Source organism: Streptomyces sp. AA1529 (genome assembly GCF_000280905.1).
Classification (GTDB): domain Bacteria; phylum Actinomycetota; class Actinomycetes; order Streptomycetales; family Streptomycetaceae; genus Streptomyces.
This window is the reverse complement of record NZ_ALAP01000046.1, coordinates 55,008-76,002: the sequence shown is the minus strand read 5'-3', so window position 1 is coordinate 76,002 and position 20,995 is coordinate 55,008. Positions and strand designations below refer to the sequence as shown.

Sequence of the window (20,995 nt, the reverse complement as noted above, 5' to 3'; positions counted from 1 at the left end):
ACCGATGCTGTGGCCTGCCCCAAGGTGAAGGTCAACGCCGCCTGGCCCGGCCGCGTACCGGAATATTCGCTCGCCGCGCCGGCGGCGGGTGTCCATACTGCGGCGATGGACCCGGTGACTCTCGAGACGGACCGGCTGACGCTGCGGGCCTTCGCGTCCGCCGACGTGGACGCGTTGTACCAGGCCTGCCAGGACGAGGACATCCAGTACTTCACGCCGGTTCCGGTGCCGTTCCGGCGTGCGGACGCGCAGAAGCGCATAGCCGAGGACCTCCCCGCCGGCTGGGCCGAGGACCGGAACTACACCCTCGGCGCGTTCCGCAAGGACACCGGCGAACTGGTGGGGTCGTACTGCCTGTTCCTGGTCAGCCAGGGGGTCTGGGAACTCGGCTACTGGGCGGTCGCCGACCAGCGCGGGCGCGGCTATTCGGTGGAAGCCGCCCGGTCGCTGTGCGAGTGGGGCTGGGCCGCTCTCGACGTGCACCGCATCGAGTGGTGGGCCATGGTCGGCAACGCCGGCTCGCGGGCCGTCGCCGAGAAGCTCGGCTTCACCGTCGAGGGGACCCTGCGCAACCGCAGCATCGCCAACGACGGCAAGCCGCACGACTGGTGGGTCGGCGGCCTGTTGCGGCCCTGACGGCCGATCCGGTGCCGGGAGTCCTCCCGGTCCCGCCGCGCGGGTCCGGCGCCCGTGGAGGCCCGCGGCTGCCCGGGCGTGCGGCGTCCGGGCGGCCGCGGGTGTCGTGGGGCCGGTATCAGGCGGGGACGGTCTGCCGGTCCAGTTCGCGGGTGCGGGAACGCGAGGAGGAGCGCAGCGAACCCAGTGCCAGAGCTCCGGGCCCGGTGAAGACGAGCAGCAGGAGCGCCCAGCAGAACATCGCCGAGGCTTCCCCGTCGTTCTGCAGGGGGAAGAGGCCCCTGGGCTGGTGGACCGCGAAGTAGGCGTAGGCCATCGAGCCGGACGAGACGAAGGCCGCTGTCCTGGTCCCCGCGCCGAGCAGGACCAGCAGGCCCCCGGCGAACTGGATCGCCGCCGCGTACCAGCCGGGCCAGGCACCCACCGGCACGGTGCCGCCGCCCTTCGCACCGCCGAGCACTCCGAAGAGCGACGCGGCTCCGTGGCAGAGGAAGAGCAGGCCGACGACGATCCGGAACATTCCGGTCGCGTAGGGGCGGGCCTGGTCCAGTCGAGCGGTGAGGGAGGACATGGGGGTTCCTTCCGTGGGGGGACGGACGCCGCCGAGCCCTCGCCCCGACTCGGCCCGGATGGAACACCTGTGCGTGGGAGGGGTGAGCGACGGACCGGGCCGAGCCGACGGGGTCCGCAGTGGTAGGGCCGGTCGGGAGGAAGGGGCGGCGGTGGAGGACGCTGTTCCGCGCGCCGGGTCCCGGGCTCACGGACACACATCCCGTACTTGGTCTAGACCATGCCCGAGTCGGCGGAAGCGGTCAAGATGCTCGAGGACCGCTTAAGGCCGGGTTAAGAACCGGTCGAGACACCTGCGGCCGACCGCGCCGGGCGGAACGCGTCCAGGTCCGGCGACCCTGGTGGCGAACCCCGCGGCAGACCCCGGCCGGAAGCCCGTCGGGCAGCCGGAGAGCAGGCTGCGCCGCATGCCATACGGAGCGGTGGGCGAGGACGCGTAGCGCACCACGGTGCTGCGACGTACCGCTGTCTCGGCCCGGTGTCGGCACCTGCCACGCCCCGCGTCGGTACGCGGACCAGCCTCCGCCCAGGGGAGCGGGGCACCGGTGTGGGGGCGAGCGTCGGGAGGGGACGCGAGATATACAGGGCCCGTGGGTTCGGTTCGGAGTCTTCGGGGCACGGCACGGCCATGGCGACCGCGCCATGCGCTGTTGGCCCTCCCGCTCGGCCTGATCGTCGCCGTGCTGGTGGTGGACATCCTCGCGCCCCCGGACGTGCACCTCGGCCCCGTTCTGGTCGCGGCACCGGCGGTCACGGCTGCGCTGGGAGGCTGGCGGCTGGTGGTGGCGGTGGGCGTGGTGGCCACGGCGGCACAGCTCGCGATCGGAGTCACCCGTCGTGGGTGGCTGACCCTCAATCATGAGATGCAGATCCTCGCACTGGCCCTTGTCACCGTCGTGATCGCCGTCTTCGTCTCCTCACGCGAGCGTCAGCAGCGGGAGATGACGCAGATCCGCACGGTCTCCGAAGCCGTGCAACGCGTACTGCTCCGCCCGCTGCCCGCGCGGCTGGGCCCGCTGCGGGTCGCCTCCCTCTACCTGGCGGCCGAAGAGGAGGCACAGGTCGGCGGCGACCTGTTCGCCGCCGCGCGCGTCGGCAGCCGCACCAGGGCGATCATCGGTGATGTCCGGGGAAAGGGACTGAGTTCGGTCAGCGACGCGGCACTGCTGCTCGGCGCGTTCCGTGAAGCCGCGTACCAGCACGACGAACTGTCCTCCCTCGCAGGCTATCTGGAGCACAGCGTCAGCCGCGACCTGCACGAACTCATCGGTACCGACGGCGGCGGCGAGGAGGACTTCATCACGGCCGCCCTCGTGGAGCTTCCCGATGGCGAAGACGTGGTCAGGCTGGTCAACTGCGGGCATCCCCCACCCCTCCTGCTGCGCGGCGGGAGCGTCACACCGCTCCTGACGAAGGTGCAGGAAGCTCCGCTCGGCCTGGGCGAGTTCGTCTCCTCCGCCTACCGGGCCGACACCTTCCCGCTGGAGGAGAACGACCTGCTCCTGCTGTACACGGACGGCGTCATCGAGGCGCGGAACGAGGCAGGGGCCTTCTATCCGCTGGCCGAGCGGCTCACCCGCTGGGTGGGAGAGGACCCCGACACGCTGGTACGGCGGCTGAAGGGGGACCTGCTCGCGCACAGCGGCGGCAGCCTCGGCGACGATGCCGCCGTGGTCGCGCTGCAACGCACCGCGGAGCCGACGGACCCCCCTTGACGCTCCGCTGCCCCGCCGTTGCCGGGGCCGGTCAGCTCTCGGCGGTCTCCGCGCTGCCGGGCGCGGTGCGGGAAGCCGCGCGCCGGCAGGGCATCATCGTCCCCTCGATGACCTTCCGCGCCGCCACCGGTCAGTGTCCGGCGCCGTCCGCGGCGGGATCAGGAGCCCAGCCGGTCCAGCTCGCTTCCGATCGCCTCCCGCAGCGGGTCGTGCTGCGGTCCGAGCCGGAACTCCCGTGCGCTCCACCGCTCGCGCGGGTAGCGCCACACCGGACCTCCCACGAGGGAGGCCGGCTCCCAGTCGTACCGGGGCCACACGTGCGCGTGCAGAAACGGGTCCCTGTTCCCCAGGATTTCCAGGTTCACTCTCCGGAACGCCGGGTCGAGCCGTCGGCAGGCGCGCTCCACCGCTTCGCCGAGCCGGTCCACGCCGGACAGGAACGAGAGCCGCTTCGCCCTGGGCAGGTCCGACAGCCGCCCCACGTCCGGGTCGTCCACGAGCAGCAGCGCGTAGCCCGGCAGGAACTGCACATCTCCGATCACCGCGAACCCCGATGCCAACCGCCGCAGCACAGCGGGGTTCTCCCCGCGCAGCGCGCTCCCGATCCGATCGGCCCGCCAGTCGGCTGTCATCACCGTGTCCATTCTCTCGCCGTTGAGGAGACCGCCGCCGCTTCCGGGCCGCGGCGGTGGAGGGTGCGGAACCGCGCGTTCACGAGCGCGTCGGCGCGGAGTGCCAACTGTCCGGCAGGCGCACGCCGGCGGGCGGCGGCGCGCCGTTCGACGGCACCAGCCCCGGGGGAGCCGCGCCCTGCGCCTGCAGGAAGCCGACCGCGCCACCGGCAAACGTCGCACGGGTGAAGTCGGCGCCGCCGTCCGCGAAGCGCGCGCCGGTGAAGGTCACCGCACCAGCCGAGAACTCCGCGCTGCCGATGTCGACTGCGTTCCCGGCGAATCCGGCACGGTCGAAGTCGACGGCGGTGCCGCAGAAGCGGGCCCCGTGAAAGCTGACCGTGCCGCGGAAGCTGCCGGGGTCGCCGGAGAATCGCGCCCCGCGGAAGCTGACCGCCCCGTCGGCGAAGTGCGCGCCCTTGAAGGAGACCGTGCCGCCGGTGAAGAGCGCGGCGCCGAAGCCGACGGCGCCGCCGCAGAACCGGGCGCCCTCGAAGCTGACGCGGCCACCGGCGAAGTGCGCACCGTTGAAGTCCGTGGTGCCGCCCGTGAACCGGGCGCCGGTGAAGTTGACCGTACTGCCGCAGAACCGGGCGCCGTTGAGCACCACCGCCCCGCGGAAGACGGTGTCGTCGAAGCTGACCGTGCCGCCGGAGAACTGCGCGTGGTCGAGGGAGCCGCCGTCGAGGACGGCGCCGGTGAAGTCGAAGTCGTAGCCCTGCCAGGAGTGCGGGTGGTCACCGGGGAGGCGCAGCCGGTCGCGGACGAGCCGGAGCACGGTACGGCGGACCTCGTGCAGGCCCGGGTCCCGCCGGCTGCCGGGGACCTCCGTCCCGTCCGGGGCCTCCTCGGACGGGAGGGGCAGCCGGAGGTAGGCGCACAGCACGTCGATGCAGGTCTGCCGCCGTGACCGGTCCGGGGCGTCGTCCGCCAGGCCCGCCAGGGCGTGCACGCCCCCCAGGCGGACCGCGGCGGATTCCTCCCCGAGCTGGCCGACCGCGCCGGTGAAGCGTTCGGTGTGCAGACGGGTGGCGTCCCGGCGGGCACCGTCCTCGTCGACCCGCTGGCGCCGGTAGGCCACGACCAGGGCGACGAGCGCCCCGGACCCGGCCACCACTCCGAAGGAGAGTTTCACCAGTTCGAAGACCGTCTTCGAGGTCAGCCGCCGCTCGCGCTCGATTCCCCGGGCGCCGAGCAGGTCCCACCCGGTGAAGAACACCGCGGCGGCCACGACCAGCGAGGCGAGGAAGGTCAGGGCGAGTACGGAGCCGACCGGCCACAGGCGCAGGCCGCCTCGGCCCTCCGAGGGCCTGGACTGTCGTGACATCACACCGCACAAGCCTCGCTCACCCGCCCGGCCCGCGACACCGGTTTCGCCCAGATCAGCCACGCCCCGCCCCCGCTCCCGGCGCCGCGGCCCCCCCACGACGCGCTCGCCGGCCCTCCCGGAGACTTCGCCCGGTCAACCGGATACGTGGTGGTCGGAAAACCCGGAACGCTCCCAGGGGACCGGACTCGTAGTTTTCCGGAAACAGCACGGTGACAGGCCGATGCTCTCATGGCAAGCCAGGGGCCGAGTGGCTCTTTCCGGCCTGCGGAAGGGGTGGTCCGCGGAATACGGCGAGGCCGTTGCGGAGAGCGGGAGGGCGGAACGGTTGTTCCGGGGGCCAAGGGATGGAGAGGGCGAATGGTAAAGCTCCCGAGCGGTACCGGGCAAACCCGAACGGAGCCCGTCCGGACCCGGCGGAAAGCACCGCCACGCATTCCGCCCCGGAGGCCGTCCCGCGGGCGGAATCCGGGGTGCCGTGCGGACCGCCGGAGGGCCGTCCGGGCGGGGGTGGCGAGCGGGGGGCGACAGGCTCCGGCCACCCCGGTGCGCCGGCGTCGGCATCATGTCCCAACGCCCCTTCGACCAGGGGGCCTTCACCCATTCGGGCCAATCGCGCCGGGGTGGTCACGCGGCCGCCGGAGCCGCCTCCTGAGACACCTTGACAAGGGGTGATCCCGACCGCACAGTGGTCGCTACGTACAACGCAACCGGATGCGTTCTCTGCGTACATCCATCCCCTCCCTTTTCTGGGGATCACTGGAAGAACACCCCTGCGGGTGTCATTCGGCCTGCCCGAATAAACCCGCACGACCGTTGCGCGTATTGCTGCCCGCCCGATCGGTGGAACAGGACCGTGCGACCCCTCATGTGCGTTAGCGGATTTCTGCCCGCTGGGCGGTGATGCCTGAAAGCTCGCACATAAAGCCTGGATAGTTAACGGAAGGGTGAGTGCCACATGACACAGAACGCTGTCGACACGCCGCTGCAGGCTGCCGAGCATGATCCCTTCCTGCAGGTCATGTGGCGAGATTCGGAAACCAGCGCGCGCGGTTATGTCGTGATCGACCAGCTGGTCTCCGGCATCGCCACCGGCGGCCTGCGCATGCGGCCGGGATGCACGCTCGACGAGGTCGCGGCGCTCGCCCGGGAGATGACGCTGAAGATGGGGGCCTTCGGCATCCCGGTCGGCGGCGCCAAGGGCGGCATCGACTTCGACTCCGCCGACCCCCGCGCCGACGGGGTGCGGGAGCGGTTCCTCCAGGGCGTGCGGCCGCTGCTGGAGCGCTTCTGGGTGACGGCCGGGGACCTCGGGACCCAGCAGGACGAGCTCGACAGCGCCTTCGCGCGGGTCGGCCTCGGGGACACCTCCTTCCACGCCGCCATGGTCCGCGCCCCGGACGAGGAGGAAGCGCGGGAACGCGTCCGGCAGGCTTTCGCGACCCGGACGGACGGCCTGAAGCTCTCGGAGCTGGTCGGCGGCTTCGGCGTGGCGGAGGCGGCGCTGGCGGCGCTGGAGCACCGCGGCATCCCCGCTGCGTCCGCTCGCGCCGTCGTCCAGGGCTTCGGCACGATGGGAGGGGCCACGGCGCTGTACCTGGCGCGCGCCGGAGTGAGGATCGTCGGGGTCACCGACGCCCAGGGGCTGGTCCGCAACCCCTCGCGCGGCGTCGATGTCGAAGGTCTGCTGAGCGCACGCAGCACCAGCGGGGTGATCGACCGCTCCGCGCTGCGCGACGACGACGAGGTCTGCCCCGGCGACGCGTGGCTGGACCAGGAGGTCGATGTCCTGGTCCCGGCCGCCGTCTCCTACGTGATCACCGAGGAGAACTGCCACCGCGTCACTGCCGAACTCGTGGTGGAGGCCGCGAACGTGCCCACCACCCCCGAAGCCGAACAGCTCCTGAAGGAGCGGGGGGTCGGCGTGGTGCCCGACTTCATCGCGAACACCGGTGCCGCCGCCGGAGCCTGGTGGGTCATCCTGGGCGACGTGGTCAGCCCCAGCGGAGCCTGCGGCCGACTGGCCTCCCAGATCCGGCCGCTGGTCCGCGAACTGATGATCCTGGCGGACGAGACCGGAATGTCGATGCGCGCCGCCGGGGTCCGGCTCGCGAAGCAGAACTCGCAGCGGATGATCGGCGAGTGCGGGGCGGCGGTGGCCTTCCGCGACCTGTTCGACCGCACCGACCGGGACCAGCAGCTGCCGGACGCACACATCGGTTCGGTGCCCGGGTGCGAGCCGGCGCCGGGTCCCGAGGCCGTCACCGACATCGTCGCGGTGGCCCCGCCGAACGGGGTGGCGCCGATCGTGGCCGAGCTGGAGCCGGACGCCGGTCTCATGGAGACCGGGCGGCAGCCCGCCGCGGCCTTCCCCGCCTACTGGCCGGGCACGTCCGACGAGCCCCCAGCGCGTCACTGAGAGGACTCGCGCCGGTGCGGGTGCCTGCGGTCGGGAAGTCCCGGCCGCAGGCATCTCCCGTTCTGCCCCGACGCGGTACCCGCACCGGCGCGCTTCCACGGCGGCACGGGCCGCCGGACGGCGGCCCGGAGGCCGGACGGCCTCCCGTCGACCGAGGCCAGCCGGGCCCAGGGTGACCGGATGCCGGGACGCGGCGGAGATGCAGGAATGGCGGCGTGGCGGAGTCCCGTTACCCGGTGCGCAAGGCAAGCGCACCGGAAGGATGGCGATCGATGACGCGGGTGAGTGAACAGCCGCAGGATGCGGCCGGAGGGCCGCAGCCCGGCCGGCCTGACGAGTGGCGCGACGGTCCGCCCCGGCGCACCGGACGCCAGTTGGTCGCCGCCTCGGTCGGCAACGGCGTCGAGTGGTACGACTGGTTCGCGTACTCCTTCCTCGCCACCTACATCGCCGACGAGATCTTCCCCGAGGGCACGGGCAGTTCACTGGTCCCGCTGCTCTCCACCTTCGCGGTCTTCGCCGTCGGCTTCTTCATGCGGCCCGTGGGCGGCCTGCTGCTGGGATCGGTGGCCGACCGGGCCGGGCGGCGGGCCGCACTGACGCTGACCATCCTGCTGATGGGCGGCAGCAGCCTGCTGGTCGCCGTCACGCCCACCTACGCGTCCGCCGGGGGCCTGGCCCCGGTGGTGCTGGTGGCGGCCCGCCTGCTGCAAGGACTGTCCGTGGGCGGTGAGTTCGCCGCCTCGACGACGTTCCTGGTGGAGTCCGCGGGCCCCGGCCGGCGGGGGCTGTTCTCCAGTTTCCAGTATGTGTCGACGACCGCGGGCCAGTTGGTCGCCAGCGGCGTCGCCGCGCTGCTCGTCTCCACCATGAGCGACGGTCAGATGCACCAGTGGGGCTGGCGGGTGCCGTTCCTGTTCGGAGCGCTGCTGAGCCTGGCCGGATTCTGGGTGCGGCGCGGGGCGCGGGAGACACGGAGCGAGCAGCAGGCCCGGGCACCGCGCCCCGGGCTGTTCGACGCGCTGCGGCTGCACCCCCGCGAATCCCTCCTCATCGTGGGGATCACGGCCGGCGGGACGATCGCCTACTACGTGTGGACCGCCTACCTGCCGACGTACGCGGAGGTCAACGCCGGTCTCGAGAAGAGCGACGCGCTGGTGTCCGGCACGATCTCGCTGGTCTTCTTCATGCTGCTCCAGCCGCTGGGCGGGATGCTGTCCGACCGGATCGGCCGCAAACCGCTGCTGCTGGCCTTCGCGATCGGCTTCGCCGTACTGTGCGTGCCGATGCTGCACGCGGTCGGGGACTCGTTCGCCTCACTGCTGCTGGTCCAGTGCGCCGGCATGGTGCTGCTCACCGGCTACACCTCGATCGCCGCGGCGGTGAACGCGGAGATCTTCCCCGCCCGGGTCCGGGCCACCGGTATCGGATTCCCGTACTCGCTGGCGGTGGCGCTCTTCGGCGGCACCGCGCCCTACGTCGGCACCCTGTTCGAGGACCTGGAGATTCCCGACGCCTTCCCGTGGTACGTGGCGGCGCTGTGCCTGCTGTCCGCGCTCGTCTATCTGCGGCTGCCGGAACGGTCCGGGGAGGAACTGGAGCGCTGACCCGAGGCGCCCGTCCCGCACGACGGCGCAGGCCCCTGGTCCCGTATGCAGGCGGCAGGCGGCAGGCGGCAGGCGGCAGGCGGCAGGAGCGCGGGCCCGGCCGCACCCACGTCCCCCGACGCCGAACAGCGGCGGCTGGAGCGCCAGTTCGCCGCCTCGCTGCGCACGACGCACAGGAGCGTCCGCACGGAGGTCTTCCCCACCATGGCCGGCCTGCTCGCCGCCGCCGGTACCGGCCTCGGTCCCAGCCGGTGTCGTCGGCAGTTCGGCGAGTGGCGGCGCGAGGAGCCGCATTCCCCGGAGGCCACCGCCTTCCTGCTCGCCGAACCCTCCCACCGGATCACCGGCCGACCGTGACTTCGCCACCCGCGTGATCGCCGAGGCGCTCTGCCGGCGCGGACGGAGCCTGACGTACCGTCCCCTCCGCGGACCGCGGGAACGCCGTTCAGCGCAGCGGGTCGAGACGGCGCAGCAGCGGCGGCACCTCACCGCCGGTCATGGCGTCGGCGAGCAGCCGCCCGGTGAGCGGTCCGAGCACCATGCCCCACATACCGTGCCCGCCGGAGACCTGCACCCGGGGCGAGCGGCTCGCCCCGACCAGCGGCAGCCCGTCCGCGGTGCACGGCCGGGATCCCACCCACTCCTCGCGGCGGTCCGCCCAGTCCACGTCGCGGAACATCGGCCGGGCGGACTCGACGATGGTGCGCACCCGCCGCGGGTCGAGCGGCGCGTCGGGCGCGCGGAACTCCATGGTGCCGGTGACCCGGAAGCGGTCGCCCAGCGGATTGCACGCGATCCGCTGGCCCGACAGGTAGATCGGATGCGTCGGCATCGCCCGCGGCCGCACCGTGAAGCTGTACCCGCGACCCGCCTGCACCCGCATCCGGACCCCGAAGGGCCGGGCCAGGGCGTCGAGCCACGCGCCGCAGGCGAGCACGACCGCGTCGGCCCGCACCGGCTCCGCCACCGCGGAGGAGGGGGAAGGAACCAGCTCCACACCAGCCCGGCCCCGGTCCCGGATCCGGGCCACCGAGCAGCCCTCGACGATGTCCCCGCCCCGGCTGCGGACGTCCTCCGCGAGGGTGTCCAGGAACGCGGGCGGGTTGATGAAGCGCTGCCCGTGCACCTTCAGCCCCAGCCGGACTTCGTCGCTGAGCACGGGCTCGAGTGCGCGCAGCTCCGCACCGGAGACGGCCTCGAACCGGGCCTCGTCACCTCCGGTCGCGCTCATGTGCGCGAACTCCTCCAGTACATGCGCGCGGTCCTGCTGGTTCCGGCAGGCGATGACCAGCGGGTCGGCGTCCTTCACGGGAGCGTGCACGCCGCCCTCGACGAGCTGCTCGTACGCCGCGAGGCAGCCGCGGTTGAGTTCGTTGAACACCGCCATCGTGCGCCGCCACCGCCGTGCCGTGCAGTTGCGCGCGAACGAGAGGAGGAAGGCCCACAGGTGGCGGTCGACGGCGGGCGGCACGGACACCGGTGAGTCCCGGTCGAAGAGGGAGGCGATGCCGTAGCGCAGCACGGACGGCTCCGGGAGCGGCACGGTGAACGCGGGATTCAGCATGCCCGCGTTCCCCCACGAGGAGCCCGATGCCACTCCCTCGCGGTCCAGCACGGTCACCCGCACCCCGCGTTCCTGGAGGAACCACGCGGCGGAAAGCCCGGCCATGCCGGCCCCGACGACGGCGACGTGTTCGGGTGCGGTGTGCGATGTGTTCACGGTCACCTCGAAGAATCCGGAGAAGCAGTGCGGTTGCGCAACCCGTCGGCCGGGCCGCCGCCCGGCGGCACCGGCCCGGGTGCGACGGGGCCCGGTCTCACACCTCGATGACGTCGGCCGGGCCGTGGGTGAGCACGCGCGTGCCGTGCTCCTCGACCACGAACGTCTGGCTCAGGCCGACCCCTGACGTGCCGAAGGAGCGGAAGGAGCCGGGAATGTGGAACGCCATGCCGCTCACCAGAGGCTCGTGATTGTCCGGGGTGAGATAGAAGGGGGCGCCGTCCATCCAGTGCGGCTTGTGCGCCAGGCCGACGGGATAGCCGAAGAGCTGGTGGAACATGACGTCGTCCGGCAGCGGTCCCAGCGCCTTGCCGGCCTGGACGGCGACCTGTGCGGCGGTGACCCCGTCCGCTGCGGTCTCCAGCACGGCGGCGACGGCCGTGCGGGCCAGCTCCGCCAGCCGCCGGTCCGCCGCGTCCAGCGCCCCGTCCCGCACCACCGTGCGCATCACCGGCGCGTGATAGCGGTCCCGGGTCCCGGCGAACTCCAGGAAGGTGGGCCCGCTGCCCAGCTCCCGGCCCACCCAACTGGAGTGCGGAATGCCGCCGCGCCGCCCGGTGGCGACGACCGGCCCCCAGGCCGAGGGCGAGTCCGCCTCGCGGTACAGCGCCTCGGCGATCGCCGCGGCCACCGAGGAGTCGGTCGCTCCGTGGGCGCCGGCGGCGGCCACCCCCGCCGCCACGCCCCGCTGGGTCACGGCGGCCGCCTCCTCCATCCGGCGCAGCTCGGCGGGGGAGAGCACCAGGCGGGCGCGCTCGACCAGATGGTCCGGGTGCACGACCACCAGCCCCTGCTCGCGCAGCAGCTCCAGCGCGCGCGGCGGCGTCGAGGCGTGCCCGACCTCGACCCCGACCCGCGCGCCCTGGGGGAGCACCGTCGCCGCGTGCCGGATGAAGAGTTCCAGGCCGCGCAGCGCGTCCGCGTAGCCGCAGTAGTGGAGGCTGCCGGCCACCGAACTGGCCAGCGCCCTGCCGACCTCCAGGTCGGGCAGGTAGAGATGGGTCTCGGAGCCGGTGACCAGCAGCGGCTGCGGAGCTGTCTCCGCCGTGTGGAAGCCGCACAGGTACTCCACGCTGGAGGGCCGGAAGACCAGCATCGCGTCCAGCGGCAGCCGCGCCATACGGCCGCGCAGCTCCCGCAGCCGCGCCGCGTACTCCGCCTCGTCGAAGGCCGGGCCCTCCGTGGCCCGGATGGATGCGGCGTTCTGCTCGGTGAGCCAGCCCGGCGAGGGGGCGTTGCCCAGCCGGGTGACGTCGGGTCCGTGTCCGCCGTGTTCCGTGGTGCCCATGTGCCCCTCTTCTCTTCCTGCTCGAGGAATTCGGTGGACCGTTCGGCAGCCGTGCCCGGCCGGCCGACGTGGTGTGACGGTGGCGGGCTCCGGGCATCCGGCCGCTCGTGCTGAGTGCTCGTCGTACCCGCCCCGGCGCGGGGGAGCGCACCGGGGCGGGGCCGGCCTCTCCCGGCGCCCCGTGGCCACCGCCGATGCGGCCGCGAGCGGGACCCGGCCCGGGAGCGGAGAAGGATGGATGTGTGGAATCGGTCCGCTGCGGCGGGATCCGCCCGACCGCCGGGCTTCCGCCGTGCACGCAGTCTCGTGCACCGCGTTCTTTCACGTCCATCGGGAAAACCTTCAGCGATCTCATTAGGTTTGGTTAATGGAACTCTCGCTGAACCGGTTGCGCATGCTCCGGGAGCTGTCCCGGCGCGGCACCCTCACCGAAGCCGCGGCCGCGCTCCACTACACGCCCTCCGCCGTCTCCCAGCAGCTGGCCGCGCTGGAGCGGGAGGTGGCTGTGCCGCTGCTGGAACATGTCGGGCGCCGCGTCCGGCTGACGGAGATCGGACGCGTGCTGGCGCAGCACGCCGAGGAGATCCTGGCCGCCGAGGAGCGCGCCCGAATCGCCCTCGAACAGGCGCGGGAGACCCTCACCGCCGACCTGACCGTGGGCGTACTGGCGACTCTCGCGGGAACCCTCGTGCCGCCCACGCTGGCCACTCTCGCCGAACGCCACCCCGGGGTGCACGTCAGGACCCGGGAGGTCGTACCGGAGGAGACCCAGGCCGCCGTACGGGACGGCGACCTCGACCTGGCGTTCGTACTGGACTATCCCACCGCCCCCGGCTCCGGCGCCCTGGACGGCGCGCTGGAGAGCACTCTGGTCGGCGTGGAGCAGCTCTACCTCGTCGCCCCGCACGGCACCCTGGGCACACCGGCGGCCCCCGGCGCATCCGCCGAGGAGCCGCCCGCGGCCGCCGCCCCGCCGCGGTCCGCGGACCGGGACGGCGCGGCCCCGGGCGCCCCCGTGGACCTCGCGGAGCTGGCCGGCAGCTCCTGGGTCGCCTCCGGGACCGACACCGAGTTCGGGCGGGCCCTGTCCGCGGTGTGCCGGACGGCCGGCTTCACCCCGCGGATCGCGCATCAGATCGACGAGCAGGCCACCGCCATGGCGATGGTGGCGACGGGCCTCGGTATCACCCTGGTCGCCGAACTCGCGTTGCCACTGCGGCCGGCGAACGTCGACGTCTTCCCTTTCCGGGACCCGATCAGGCGCCGCATCACCGTCATCCGGCGGACCTCGACCAGAGACCGCCCCTCCGAACTGGCCTTCGTCCGCGCCGCCCTGGACACCGCAGCCGCGCGCCGGCTGCTGGAGGATCCGGACGGTCGCTGAGAGACGGCGGCACCGAGCCACCGATGCCGGGCTCCTGCTCCGTCACATCCAGCAGGGCAAGCCGCGCTGTCGTAGGGACCGGCCGGCCGAGCCGGCTTCACCGTGCGGCTGTCCCGCCACCGTTGACCCTGCGGGCCGGCTCCGTCCCCACCGGGCCCGCCCCACCGACCGGAGCGCCCGGCTGCAGCGCCGCGTACTCCAGCGGTGCCGACGGGTCGACGGACACTCCCAGCGGCGCGGGCTCGGCACCGGAGCGCACCAGCAGATCACCGACGGCCGCGATCATCGCCCCGTTGTCCGTGCACAGCGTCAGCGGCGGGACGCGCAGTTCGACCCCGGCCGCGGCGCACCGCTGCTCCGCCAGGGCCCGGACCCTGGAGTTGGCCGCCACGCCGCCGACCACCACCAGCGTCCCGACACCGTGGGCGCGGCAGGCCGCGACCGCCTTGCGGGTCAGCACGTCGGCGACAGCTTCCTGCAGGGCGGCGGCCCCGTCGGCCACGGGCGGCTCCTCGCCACGGAGGCGGTGCTGCTCGGCCCAGCGGGCCGCAGCCGTCTTGAGCCCGGAGAAGGAGAACGCGTACGGGTCGTCGCCGGTGCGCGTCAACGGCCTGGGGAAGGCAACGGCCCGCGGATCGCCGTCCCGTGCCGTCCGGTCGACGGCCGGACCGCCCGGATACGGCAGGCCCAGCACGCGGGCGACCTTGTCGAAGCACTCACCGGCCGCGTCGTCCAGGGTGTCACCGAGGTGCAGGATCGGCTCCCGCACCAGGTCCCGGACCAGGAGCAGCGAGGTGTGGCCGCCGGAGACGATCAGCACCACGGAGGGGGCCGGCAGCGGCCCGTGCTCCAGGGTGTCCGCCGCGACGTGCCCGGCCAGATGGTGCACCCCGTACAGCGGTGCTCCCACGGCGTAGGCGAGGCTCTTCGCCCCGGCGAGCCCCACCTGCAGCGCGCCCGGGAGGCCGGGCCCGGTGGTGACCGCGAGCGCGTCGATCCGGCTCAGCCGCAGCCCCGCCTGGTCGAGCGCCCGCCGGACCACGGGGTTGAAGGAGTGCAGATGTGCGCGGGCCGCGATCTCGGGCACGACACCGCCGAACCGCGCGTGCTCGTCCATGCTCGACGCGACGACGTGCGCCAGCAGCTTCCCGTCCCGCACGATCCCCGCGCCTGTCTCGTCGCACGACGACTCGATGCCGAGCACGATCGGTCCTCGCGACACGGTCACTCCCTCACATCCGGCTTTCTTGACCATAGATTGTAATTGCAAACCAAATGCAATAAGAGCGAGCCTGCGCAGAGCGCACCTCCGCATGCTGCCGGGGCCGCCGGGCCGGTACCGAAAGAGCCCTCATGGATCCGTCGTGACGCTGGAGGCAGAAGGTGCCCCTGACGCGCTGCCGGACGGTGCGGCCAGCGAGAATTCCCGCACCGGAAAGCCGGCGATCATCAAGGAGGCAACCTGTGAGCAGACCTGCTCGGCAGCGTGCGGCGGTCCTGTACGCGATATCCGCCACCTGCGCCGTCGTGGGCGCGCTGCTGTGGGTGCGCGGACACGATCGGATGGCGCAGCCCCCCCGCTCCTACGGGGCCTATCTGGCGGCCGACGGCTATACGCCCTCGACGTGGCGGGTCTGGTCGTCGGCGCTGCCGCAGGACCGACTGGGTCTGTACCTCGTCGTGTTCGGCATCCTGCTGGCGGTGGGAACGCGCGTGTTCCTGGCGCGGCGCGGCTGACGGCCGGCCGGTCGCGGAGGTCCGCGCACATCCGCGGCAGGTCGGCGCCGCCGGGGCCCGGGCGAGAGCCCCGGCGGCGCGCTGCGGGAACGGCAGGCAAGGGCCCGGCCGCTCACTCCGCCGTGGATCAGAGTGAACCGGACGGGCCGGCTGTGCGCGCCCGTTCAGTCCACGCGGCCGGCGGAGGTCAGCCCGCAGCGTCCAGCGCCCGCCGGGCTGCCGCGACGACGGCGGGGTCGGTGACGAAGTGCCCGTCCTCCGCGGCCGAGGCGCCTGCGGCGCCGAGCGGCACCCATCTCCCGCCGCGCCGGGGCGCGGCCCGGGTCTTGGCGGAGAGGTGGACGGCGGCGGCGCCCGCGGCGAGCAGCTCCGCGACCGTGCCGGGGCGCACCCCGCCGCCGGCCATCACCTCCACGCCGTCAGCGGCGGCGGCCATCGCGGCGATCACCCCGGCCCCCTCGACCGCGGTGGCGGCCCCGCCCGAGGTGAGCACCCGGGTGAGGCCGAGCCCGGGCAGCAGCGCCGCGGCCGCGACCGGGTCGGCGGCCTGGTCGACGGCCCGGTGCAGGGTGACCTCCACCGGCCGGCCCGCGGCGTGTGCGGCCTCGGCGAGCGCGGCCACCACGGGGACGTCGAGGGCGCCGCGGGCGGTGAGCGCCCCGATCACCACTCCGGCGGCTCCGGAGGCGACGGCCGACCGCACCTCGGCGGCCATCAGCGCCACCTCCTCCGCGTCGTGCACGAAGTCGCCGGGCCGGCACCGGACCAGCACGTGCACCGGCGGGCCCGCTTCGGCGGCGGCCTCGACGAGCGCGGCGGACGGGGTGAGGCCGCCCAGTTCCAGGCCGGTGCACAGCTCGACCCGGTCGGCGCCGTGCTCGCGTGCGATGCGGGCACCGGCCGGTGAGGTGACGGCGATCTCCAGGGCGGGCCGGGCGGTCACTCGTCGTCCCCGGTCAGCGGCTGGTCGGAGGCCGGGATGCGGCGGGCCCGCAGGTCGGGGTCGGCCATGCCGCGGTCGAAGGGGAACATCGGGCGGCGGATGCGGTGGTGGCCCAGGCGTACCAGGTCCTGGTCGACTCCGCCGGGGGTGAGTGCCATCTTCCAGCCGGTCGACATCTCGGCCAGTTCCGGCTCCAGATAGCCGATCTTCACGATCACGATGTCGGCGCCGCGCGGGTCGAGGCCGAGGTCGGTGAAGTCGTGCTCGTGGTGGTAGGGCTTGCGCAGCCGGGTGAGGATCGCGTGGACGCTGCCGACCCGGATGACGACCTCGGTCCCGGCGTCCCGGTCGCCGTGCCGGACGGCGTGCACCACGCCGGTGAGGGTGACCGGGCCCGCGTGCCGGTCGTCGACCTCGGCTCCGGCGGTGACGGTGACGGTGGCGCCGACGCCCGCCGCGACGGCGGTCTCGACCGCCTCCGGCCCCGGGAGGGAGGCGTAGAGCACCGTCGGGCCGTCGTCCTGTTGGAACTCCGGGCGCTCCAGCAGCCGGGTCAGGCCCCAGGTGACGTCGCCCGCGCCGCCCGCGGTCGGGTTGTCACCGGTGTCGCTGACGTAGAACGGGCGCCGATCGGAGGCGAGCGCCTCGTCCAGGATGCCGTCGAAGGTGCCGGTGGGGGCGACGAAGTCGAAGTCGTGGCGGGCGTCCCAGAAGCCGCGGGCGAGCCGTTCGGCGCCCGCAGCGACGGCGTCCCCGTCCGGGCCGGTGACCACGACGGCGGCCCGGTTGCGGGGCTCGTCGGCCCAGGCGTAGCCGACCCAGATCGCGGCGTCGGTGACGCCGTCGGCGGCCTCGACCTCCTCGACGGCCGCGTACACGCTCCGGGCGGGCTCCACACGGGTGGAGGTCTGCTCGCCGGCCAGCAGCACCGGCACCGGCACCCACGCCTTGGCCGGGCGGGGTGCACCGGAGGCCAGCAGGTCCACCAGGTTGCGGGCGGCCCGCTCCTTGGTCTCCATGTGGTCCTCGTGGGGCGCCATCCGGTAGCAGGTGATCAGGTCGCTGCGGTGGACGAGTTCCCGCGAGACGTTGCCGTGCAGGTCCATGGAGGTGGAGACGGTCACGCGGGGGCCGACGGTGGCGCGGATGCGCTTCAGCAGCACGGCCTCGGCGTCGTCGACGCCCTCGACGGTCATGGCGCCGTGGATGTCGTACCAGAGGCCGTCCGGCTCGGGCAGCGCCGCGAGCCTCTCGATCAGCTCGCCGGTCAGCTCCTCCCACGCGGCGGCCGTGACGGTGCCGCCCGGCAGCGACTTGCCGACGAGCGCACCGTGCCACTCGGCGGCCTCGCGCAGCTCCCGGCCGGGCGCCAGGAAGGGATAGCGCTCCAGCACCTCCTCGCCGCGCGAGGGATGGAAGGCGGGTGCCAGGGTGCGGGCAGGGGAGAAGGTGGAGGACTCGATACCGAGTCCGGCTATCGCGATCACCGGGCGGTCGGCGGGGGTGCGGGGGCGTGACACGGCTGTTCTCCTACGGTGTGCGGGGGCCCGGCGAGGCGGGGGAGGCGGGGGAGGGAAGGTGGCCGGAGGCCAGGTCGGTGCGGCCGACCTGGCGCAGGGCGTCGGCGAGAGCGCGTTGCAGCGCGAACTGCCCGGCGCCCACCAGCCCGGCGTCGGCGCTGAGGCTGACGCGTTCGATGGTGAGGTGCTCGGTGACCAGCGGGTGGCAGCTCTCGTACAGCTGGCTGCGCACGGCGGCGACGAACGGTTCCAGGGTGGAGAGGATGCCGCCGAGGTAGACGGCGTCGGGGTTGAAGAAGTTGACGTTGGCGGCCAGGACCTGGCCCAGGTAGTCGCCGGCCTTGCGGACGGCGCGGGTGGCCTCGGGGTCGCCGTGGCCGGCGAGCCGCACCACATCCTCCAGCCGGTCGACGTGTGCGCCGCGCTCGCGCAGGATGCGGACCAGCGCGGCGCCGGAGGCCACGGTCTCCAGGCACCCGGTGTTGCCGCAGGAGCAGGGGGTTTCGGCACCGCCGACGACGCGGATGTGGGTGATCTCGCCGGCGGCTCCGGTGGCGCCGCGGAAGAGCCGGCCGTCGACGATGACTCCGGCACCGATCGCGGAACCGATCTTCACCATGATCGACTGCCGGTGTTCGGCGGGCCGCACGGTGTGCTCTCCGACCGCCATGCAGTTGGCGTCGTTGTCTGCTGCGGCCGGGACGCCGAAGCGGTCCTGGAGCCAGGAGATGATCGGGAAGCGGTTCCAGCCGGGCATCCGGGCGGGCATGACGACCGAGCCCGAGACGACGTCGACGGGGCCCGGCAGCGAGAGGCCGACGCCGCGCAGTCCGGGACCGTGGTCCTCGGCCAGTGCCCGCAGGGTCTCGGCGAGCCGCGGCAGGGCCGCCTCGGGTCCCTCGTCGATGGCGAACGGAACGGTCGAGACGCCTGCGACGCCGCCGCCGGGCAGTACCACGCCGACGCGGGCATGCCGTCCGCCGAGGTCGGCGGCGACGGCGAACTCGTCGGTCCCGCCGAGACGCAGCACCTTGCGGGGCCGCCCGCCGGTGGACGCCTGGGTGCCCTCCTCCGCGATGAGTCCGCGCTCGACGAGCCGGCTCACGGCCAGCGAGACCGTGGAGGCGGCGGCACCGAGCAGACCGGCGAGCTCGGCGCGCGAGGACGCCTGTCCGGATGCCACGAGTTCCAGGATCCGCGGGGCGAGGGCCGAGGCGCCCTTCGCGTCCTTGGAACCGCCTGTGCTTATTTCAGTCATGGACGAAGTAACTTCCGCGATGGAGGGGTGTGCCGGAGACGGTACGCCCGGGCGGCGCGTTGCGGAACGGATTCTGGTGATCTTTTCCAGCCATAAAAACCGCCCAAAACCGTGCAAAAAGCAGCATCATGGCCGGTTCTTGAGGTGGGCTGAGCTTTTTCCATAACCGCAGATACTTACTTGTTACAGAACTTTGTTTGTGTGCGGGCCGCAGCAGGCGTTAGCTGTCGTGAACACAGCGCCGGTCCGACGGCGCCAGCCCGGTCCACCGGGCTCCCCCTTCGGGTCCTACCTCCTGAGGAGAGCCATGTCCCCTGCTCGTAAGGCCGCCGGCCGCCGCTGGGCCCTCGTCGCGGGCGCCACCGCCACCACCGGTGCACTGCTGGCCGGCTGCTCCGGTGGCGGCACCTCGTCCGCCTCCGGCGCCTCGGACACGATCAACTACGCGCTCCCGGCCAACTTCACGCCGAACTGGATCCTCCCGATCGGCACCGCCGCGCACCTGAACACCAACAACTCCTCCATATCCCAGTCCCTGTGGGAGCCGCTGATCGCCTACGACGGCTCCACCGGCAAGGTCGGCTGGAACAAGGACAACTCGCTGGCCACCGCCGCGGACTTCGCCGACGACAGCAAGAGCGTGACCGTCACCCTCGGTGACCGGCACTGGAGCGACGGCAAGCCCATCACCTCCCGCGACGTGGAGTTCTGGTTCAACCTCGTCAAGGAGAACAAGAAGGACTGGGCCAGCTACAGCCCCGGCAAGGCGCCGGACAACTGGAAATCCTTCAAGACCGTCGACGACACCCACTTCACCCTCACCTTCGACCGGGCCTACAACCAGCAGTGGATGCTCGCCAACGAGCTGAGCATGATCCGCCCGATGCCGCAGCACGTCTGGGACAAGACCAGCGACTCCGGCTCCGTCTCCGACCTGGACCGCACCCCCGCCGGGGCGAAGAAGGTCTGGAAGTACCTCAACGGAGTCGCCAAGAAGATCTCCGGCTACGCCACCGACCCGCTGTGGAAGACCGTCAGCGGCCCCTACACCCTCAAGTCCTTCTCCACCGCCGGAAAGGTGCAGCTCACCGCCAACGCCGAGTACGACGGCGGCGGCAAGGCCCACATCAAGAACGTCAACCTGCTGCCGTTCACCACCACCGACGCCGAGGAGAACGCACTGCGGGCCGGCACGGTCGACTACGGCTACATCAAGGCCACCGACCTCGGCCAGAAGTCGCAGTTCACCGCCAAGGGCTACACCGTCCGGCCGTGGTCGGGCTGGGCCATCACCTACATGCCCTACAACTTCAACAACCCGAAGATGGGCCCGGTCTTCAAGCAGCTCTACGCCCGCCAGGCCATCCAGATGTCGGTGAACCAGAAGACGCTCTCCAAGGTCGTCTTCAACGGCACCGCGGTGCCCACCTACGGCCCGATCCCGCAGGGCCAGAAGTCCTCCTTCGTCTCGAAGAAGCAGCAGGACAACCCCTACCCCTACGACACCGCCAAGGCCCGCAAGCTGCTCACCGACCACGGCTGGAGCGAGCGCGGCGGCACCATGGTGTGCACCAGCCCCGGCGACGGCGACGGCCACTGCGGCAAGGGCGTCGACAAGGGCACCAAGTTCTCCATGCAGGTGCTCTCGCAGTCCGGCTCCACCGTGACCGACAACATGATGAGTGCCCTGCAGTCGTCGTTCGCCAAGACCGGCATCGACTTCCACATCAAGACCGCACCGGTCAACTCCGTCCTCTCGCAGTCCGGCCAGTGCAAGGCGAGCGAACCGAGCTGCAAATGGCAGCTCTCCTTCTTCGGCACCGCCGGCAGCTGGTACTTCCCCGCCTACCCCAGCGGCGACTCGCTCTTCGCCGCCGGCGGCGGCTCCAACTTCGGCAACTACTCCGACCCCGAGGTCGACAAGCTGGTCGCCCGGACCACCACCTCCGCCTCCGACGAGGCCATGCGCGACTACAGCGCAGCCCTCGCCGAGAAGCTCCCGGTGGTGTGGCTGCCCGAACCCGACTACCAGGTCTCCGTGGTCAAGAAGGGACTCGACGGCTTCGCGCAGGACTCACTCGCCAACTTCCACCCCGCCATGTGGAAGTGGACCAAGTAGCCGTCCCCGCGACCGCGCGCA

General features: G+C 72.7%; 17 protein-coding genes. 8 read left to right on the top strand and 9 right to left on the bottom strand.

Annotated elements, in window-relative coordinates:
- Positions 1-9: 9 nt before the first annotated feature.
- Positions 10-636 (top strand): GNAT family N-acetyltransferase, encoded by a 627-nt coding sequence (locus tag A949_RS0114205; protein WP_019356682.1) that lies wholly within the window; start codon positions 10-12, stop codon positions 634-636.
- Between the two features lie 118 nt (positions 637-754).
- Here A949_RS0114205 and A949_RS0114200 read toward each other — a convergent pair whose 3' ends face one another.
- Positions 755-1,207, bottom strand: a complete 453-nt coding sequence (locus tag A949_RS0114200; RefSeq protein ID WP_019356681.1) for a DoxX family protein — start codon at positions 1,205-1,207, stop codon at positions 755-757.
- Positions 1,208-1,856: 649 nt separating this feature from the next.
- Between A949_RS0114200 and A949_RS0114195 the strand changes: the two genes are divergently transcribed.
- Positions 1,857-2,921 carry a PP2C family protein-serine/threonine phosphatase gene (locus tag A949_RS0114195; protein WP_019356680.1) on the top strand — a complete coding sequence of 355 codons (1,065 nt, stop codon included), beginning with the start codon at positions 1,857-1,859 and terminating at the stop codon, positions 2,919-2,921.
- A 158-nt stretch (positions 2,922-3,079) separates the two neighbouring features.
- Here A949_RS0114195 and A949_RS0114185 read toward each other — a convergent pair whose 3' ends face one another.
- Together A949_RS0114185 and A949_RS0114180 are read right to left on the bottom strand one after the other, a co-directional pair.
- Complete coding sequence (locus tag A949_RS0114185) at positions 3,080-3,553, bottom strand: diadenosine tetraphosphate hydrolase (protein WP_026004634.1); 474 nt, start codon at positions 3,551-3,553, stop codon at positions 3,080-3,082.
- A gap of 79 nt (positions 3,554-3,632) precedes the next feature.
- Positions 3,633-4,919 carry a pentapeptide repeat-containing protein gene (locus tag A949_RS0114180; RefSeq protein ID WP_019356677.1) on the bottom strand — a complete coding sequence of 429 codons (1,287 nt, stop codon included), beginning with the start codon at positions 4,917-4,919 and terminating at the stop codon, positions 3,633-3,635.
- A gap of 958 nt (positions 4,920-5,877) precedes the next feature.
- On the opposite strand from A949_RS0114180, the gene A949_RS33430 reads away from it, so the two are divergent.
- The 3 genes from A949_RS33430 to A949_RS33425 all read left to right on the top strand — a co-directional run bounded on the left by A949_RS33430 (position 5,878) and on the right by A949_RS33425 (position 9,302).
- Positions 5,878-7,338, top strand: a complete 1,461-nt coding sequence (locus tag A949_RS33430; protein WP_019356676.1) for a Glu/Leu/Phe/Val dehydrogenase dimerization domain-containing protein — start codon at positions 5,878-5,880, stop codon at positions 7,336-7,338.
- A gap of 272 nt (positions 7,339-7,610) precedes the next feature.
- On the top strand, positions 7,611-8,945 hold the full coding sequence (locus A949_RS0114170) for an MFS transporter (protein ID WP_019356675.1): 1,335 nt from the start codon (positions 7,611-7,613) through the stop codon (positions 8,943-8,945).
- 45 nt (positions 8,946-8,990) lie between these two features.
- On the top strand, positions 8,991-9,302 hold the full coding sequence (locus A949_RS33425; protein WP_019356674.1) for a hypothetical protein: 312 nt from the start codon (positions 8,991-8,993) through the stop codon (positions 9,300-9,302).
- 88 nt (positions 9,303-9,390) lie between these two features.
- Here the strand turns inward: A949_RS33425 and A949_RS0114160 are convergent, their stop codons facing one another.
- Entirely contained in the window at positions 9,391-10,665 is a 1,275-nt protein-coding gene (locus tag A949_RS0114160) for an NAD(P)/FAD-dependent oxidoreductase (RefSeq protein ID WP_026004633.1), read from the bottom strand.
- Between the two features lie 97 nt (positions 10,666-10,762).
- Positions 10,763-12,013 carry a M24 family metallopeptidase gene (locus A949_RS0114155; protein WP_019356672.1) on the bottom strand — a complete coding sequence of 417 codons (1,251 nt, stop codon included), beginning with the start codon at positions 12,011-12,013 and terminating at the stop codon, positions 10,763-10,765.
- 367 nt (positions 12,014-12,380) lie between these two features.
- Here A949_RS0114155 and A949_RS0114150 point away from each other — a divergent pair, with 367 nt between their 5' ends.
- Positions 12,381-13,397: a LysR family transcriptional regulator gene (locus tag A949_RS0114150; protein WP_019356671.1), complete on the top strand. Its 1,017-nt coding sequence runs from the start codon at positions 12,381-12,383 to the stop codon at positions 13,395-13,397.
- Between the two features lie 97 nt (positions 13,398-13,494).
- On the opposite strand, the gene tsaD is transcribed toward A949_RS0114150, so the two are convergent.
- Entirely contained in the window at positions 13,495-14,652 is a 1,158-nt protein-coding gene (gene tsaD, locus A949_RS33420; protein WP_051019489.1) for a tRNA (adenosine(37)-N6)-threonylcarbamoyltransferase complex transferase subunit TsaD, read from the bottom strand.
- Between the two features lie 209 nt (positions 14,653-14,861).
- Here tsaD and A949_RS0114140 point away from each other — a divergent pair, with 209 nt between their 5' ends.
- Complete coding sequence (locus A949_RS0114140) at positions 14,862-15,134, top strand: hypothetical protein (RefSeq protein ID WP_019356669.1); 273 nt, start codon at positions 14,862-14,864, stop codon at positions 15,132-15,134.
- A 187-nt stretch (positions 15,135-15,321) separates the two neighbouring features.
- Here the strand turns inward: A949_RS0114140 and A949_RS0114135 are convergent, their stop codons facing one another.
- From A949_RS0114135 to A949_RS0114125, 3 genes are read right to left on the bottom strand one after another with little or no spacing between them, the layout of a single operon-like run.
- Entirely contained in the window at positions 15,322-16,077 is a 756-nt protein-coding gene (locus tag A949_RS0114135) for a copper homeostasis protein CutC (protein ID WP_019356668.1), read from the bottom strand.
- On the bottom strand, positions 16,074-17,597 hold the full coding sequence (locus A949_RS0114130; RefSeq protein WP_019356667.1) for a M81 family metallopeptidase: 1,524 nt from the start codon (positions 17,595-17,597) through the stop codon (positions 16,074-16,076). Before A949_RS0114130 ends, A949_RS0114135 begins: the two co-directional genes overlap by 4 nt.
- Positions 17,598-17,607: 10 nt before the next feature.
- Entirely contained in the window at positions 17,608-18,855 is a 1,248-nt protein-coding gene (locus tag A949_RS0114125) for an ROK family transcriptional regulator (RefSeq protein ID WP_019356666.1), read from the bottom strand.
- Positions 18,856-19,162: 307 nt separating this feature from the next.
- On the opposite strand from A949_RS0114125, the gene A949_RS0114120 reads away from it, so the two are divergent.
- Positions 19,163-20,974, top strand: coding sequence for a peptide ABC transporter substrate-binding protein (locus tag A949_RS0114120; protein ID WP_019356665.1), 1,812 nt, complete (start codon positions 19,163-19,165; stop codon positions 20,972-20,974).
- Positions 20,975-20,995 lie beyond the last annotated feature (21 nt).

What these genes read in the sequence shown, in the direction of transcription:
- A949_RS0114200 (WP_019356681.1), bottom strand. Translation starts at nt 1,207, where the DNA reads ATGTCCTCCCTCACCGCTCGACTGGACCAGGCCCGCCCCTACGCGACC.
- A949_RS0114185 (WP_026004634.1), bottom strand. Translation starts at nt 3,553, where the DNA reads ATGACAGCCGACTGGCGGGCCGATCGGATCGGGAGCGCGCTGCGCGGG.
- A949_RS0114180 (WP_019356677.1), bottom strand. Translation starts at nt 4,919, where the DNA reads ATGTCACGACAGTCCAGGCCCTCGGAGGGCCGAGGCGGCCTGCGCCTG.
- A949_RS33430 (WP_019356676.1), top strand. Translation starts at nt 5,878, where the DNA reads ATGACACAGAACGCTGTCGACACGCCGCTGCAGGCTGCCGAGCATGAT.
- A949_RS0114170 (WP_019356675.1), top strand. Translation starts at nt 7,611, where the DNA reads ATGACGCGGGTGAGTGAACAGCCGCAGGATGCGGCCGGAGGGCCGCAG.
- A949_RS33425 (WP_019356674.1), top strand. Translation starts at nt 8,991, where the DNA reads ATGCAGGCGGCAGGCGGCAGGCGGCAGGCGGCAGGCGGCAGGAGCGCG.
- A949_RS0114155 (WP_019356672.1), bottom strand. Translation starts at nt 12,013, where the DNA reads ATGGGCACCACGGAACACGGCGGACACGGACCCGACGTCACCCGGCTG.
- A949_RS0114150 (WP_019356671.1), top strand. Translation starts at nt 12,381, where the DNA reads ATGGAACTCTCGCTGAACCGGTTGCGCATGCTCCGGGAGCTGTCCCGG.
- tsaD (WP_051019489.1), bottom strand. Translation starts at nt 14,652, where the DNA reads ATGGTCAAGAAAGCCGGATGTGAGGGAGTGACCGTGTCGCGAGGACCG.
- A949_RS0114125 (WP_019356666.1), bottom strand. Translation starts at nt 18,855, where the DNA reads ATGACTGAAATAAGCACAGGCGGTTCCAAGGACGCGAAGGGCGCCTCG.
- A949_RS0114120 (WP_019356665.1), top strand. Translation starts at nt 19,163, where the DNA reads ATGTCCCCTGCTCGTAAGGCCGCCGGCCGCCGCTGGGCCCTCGTCGCG.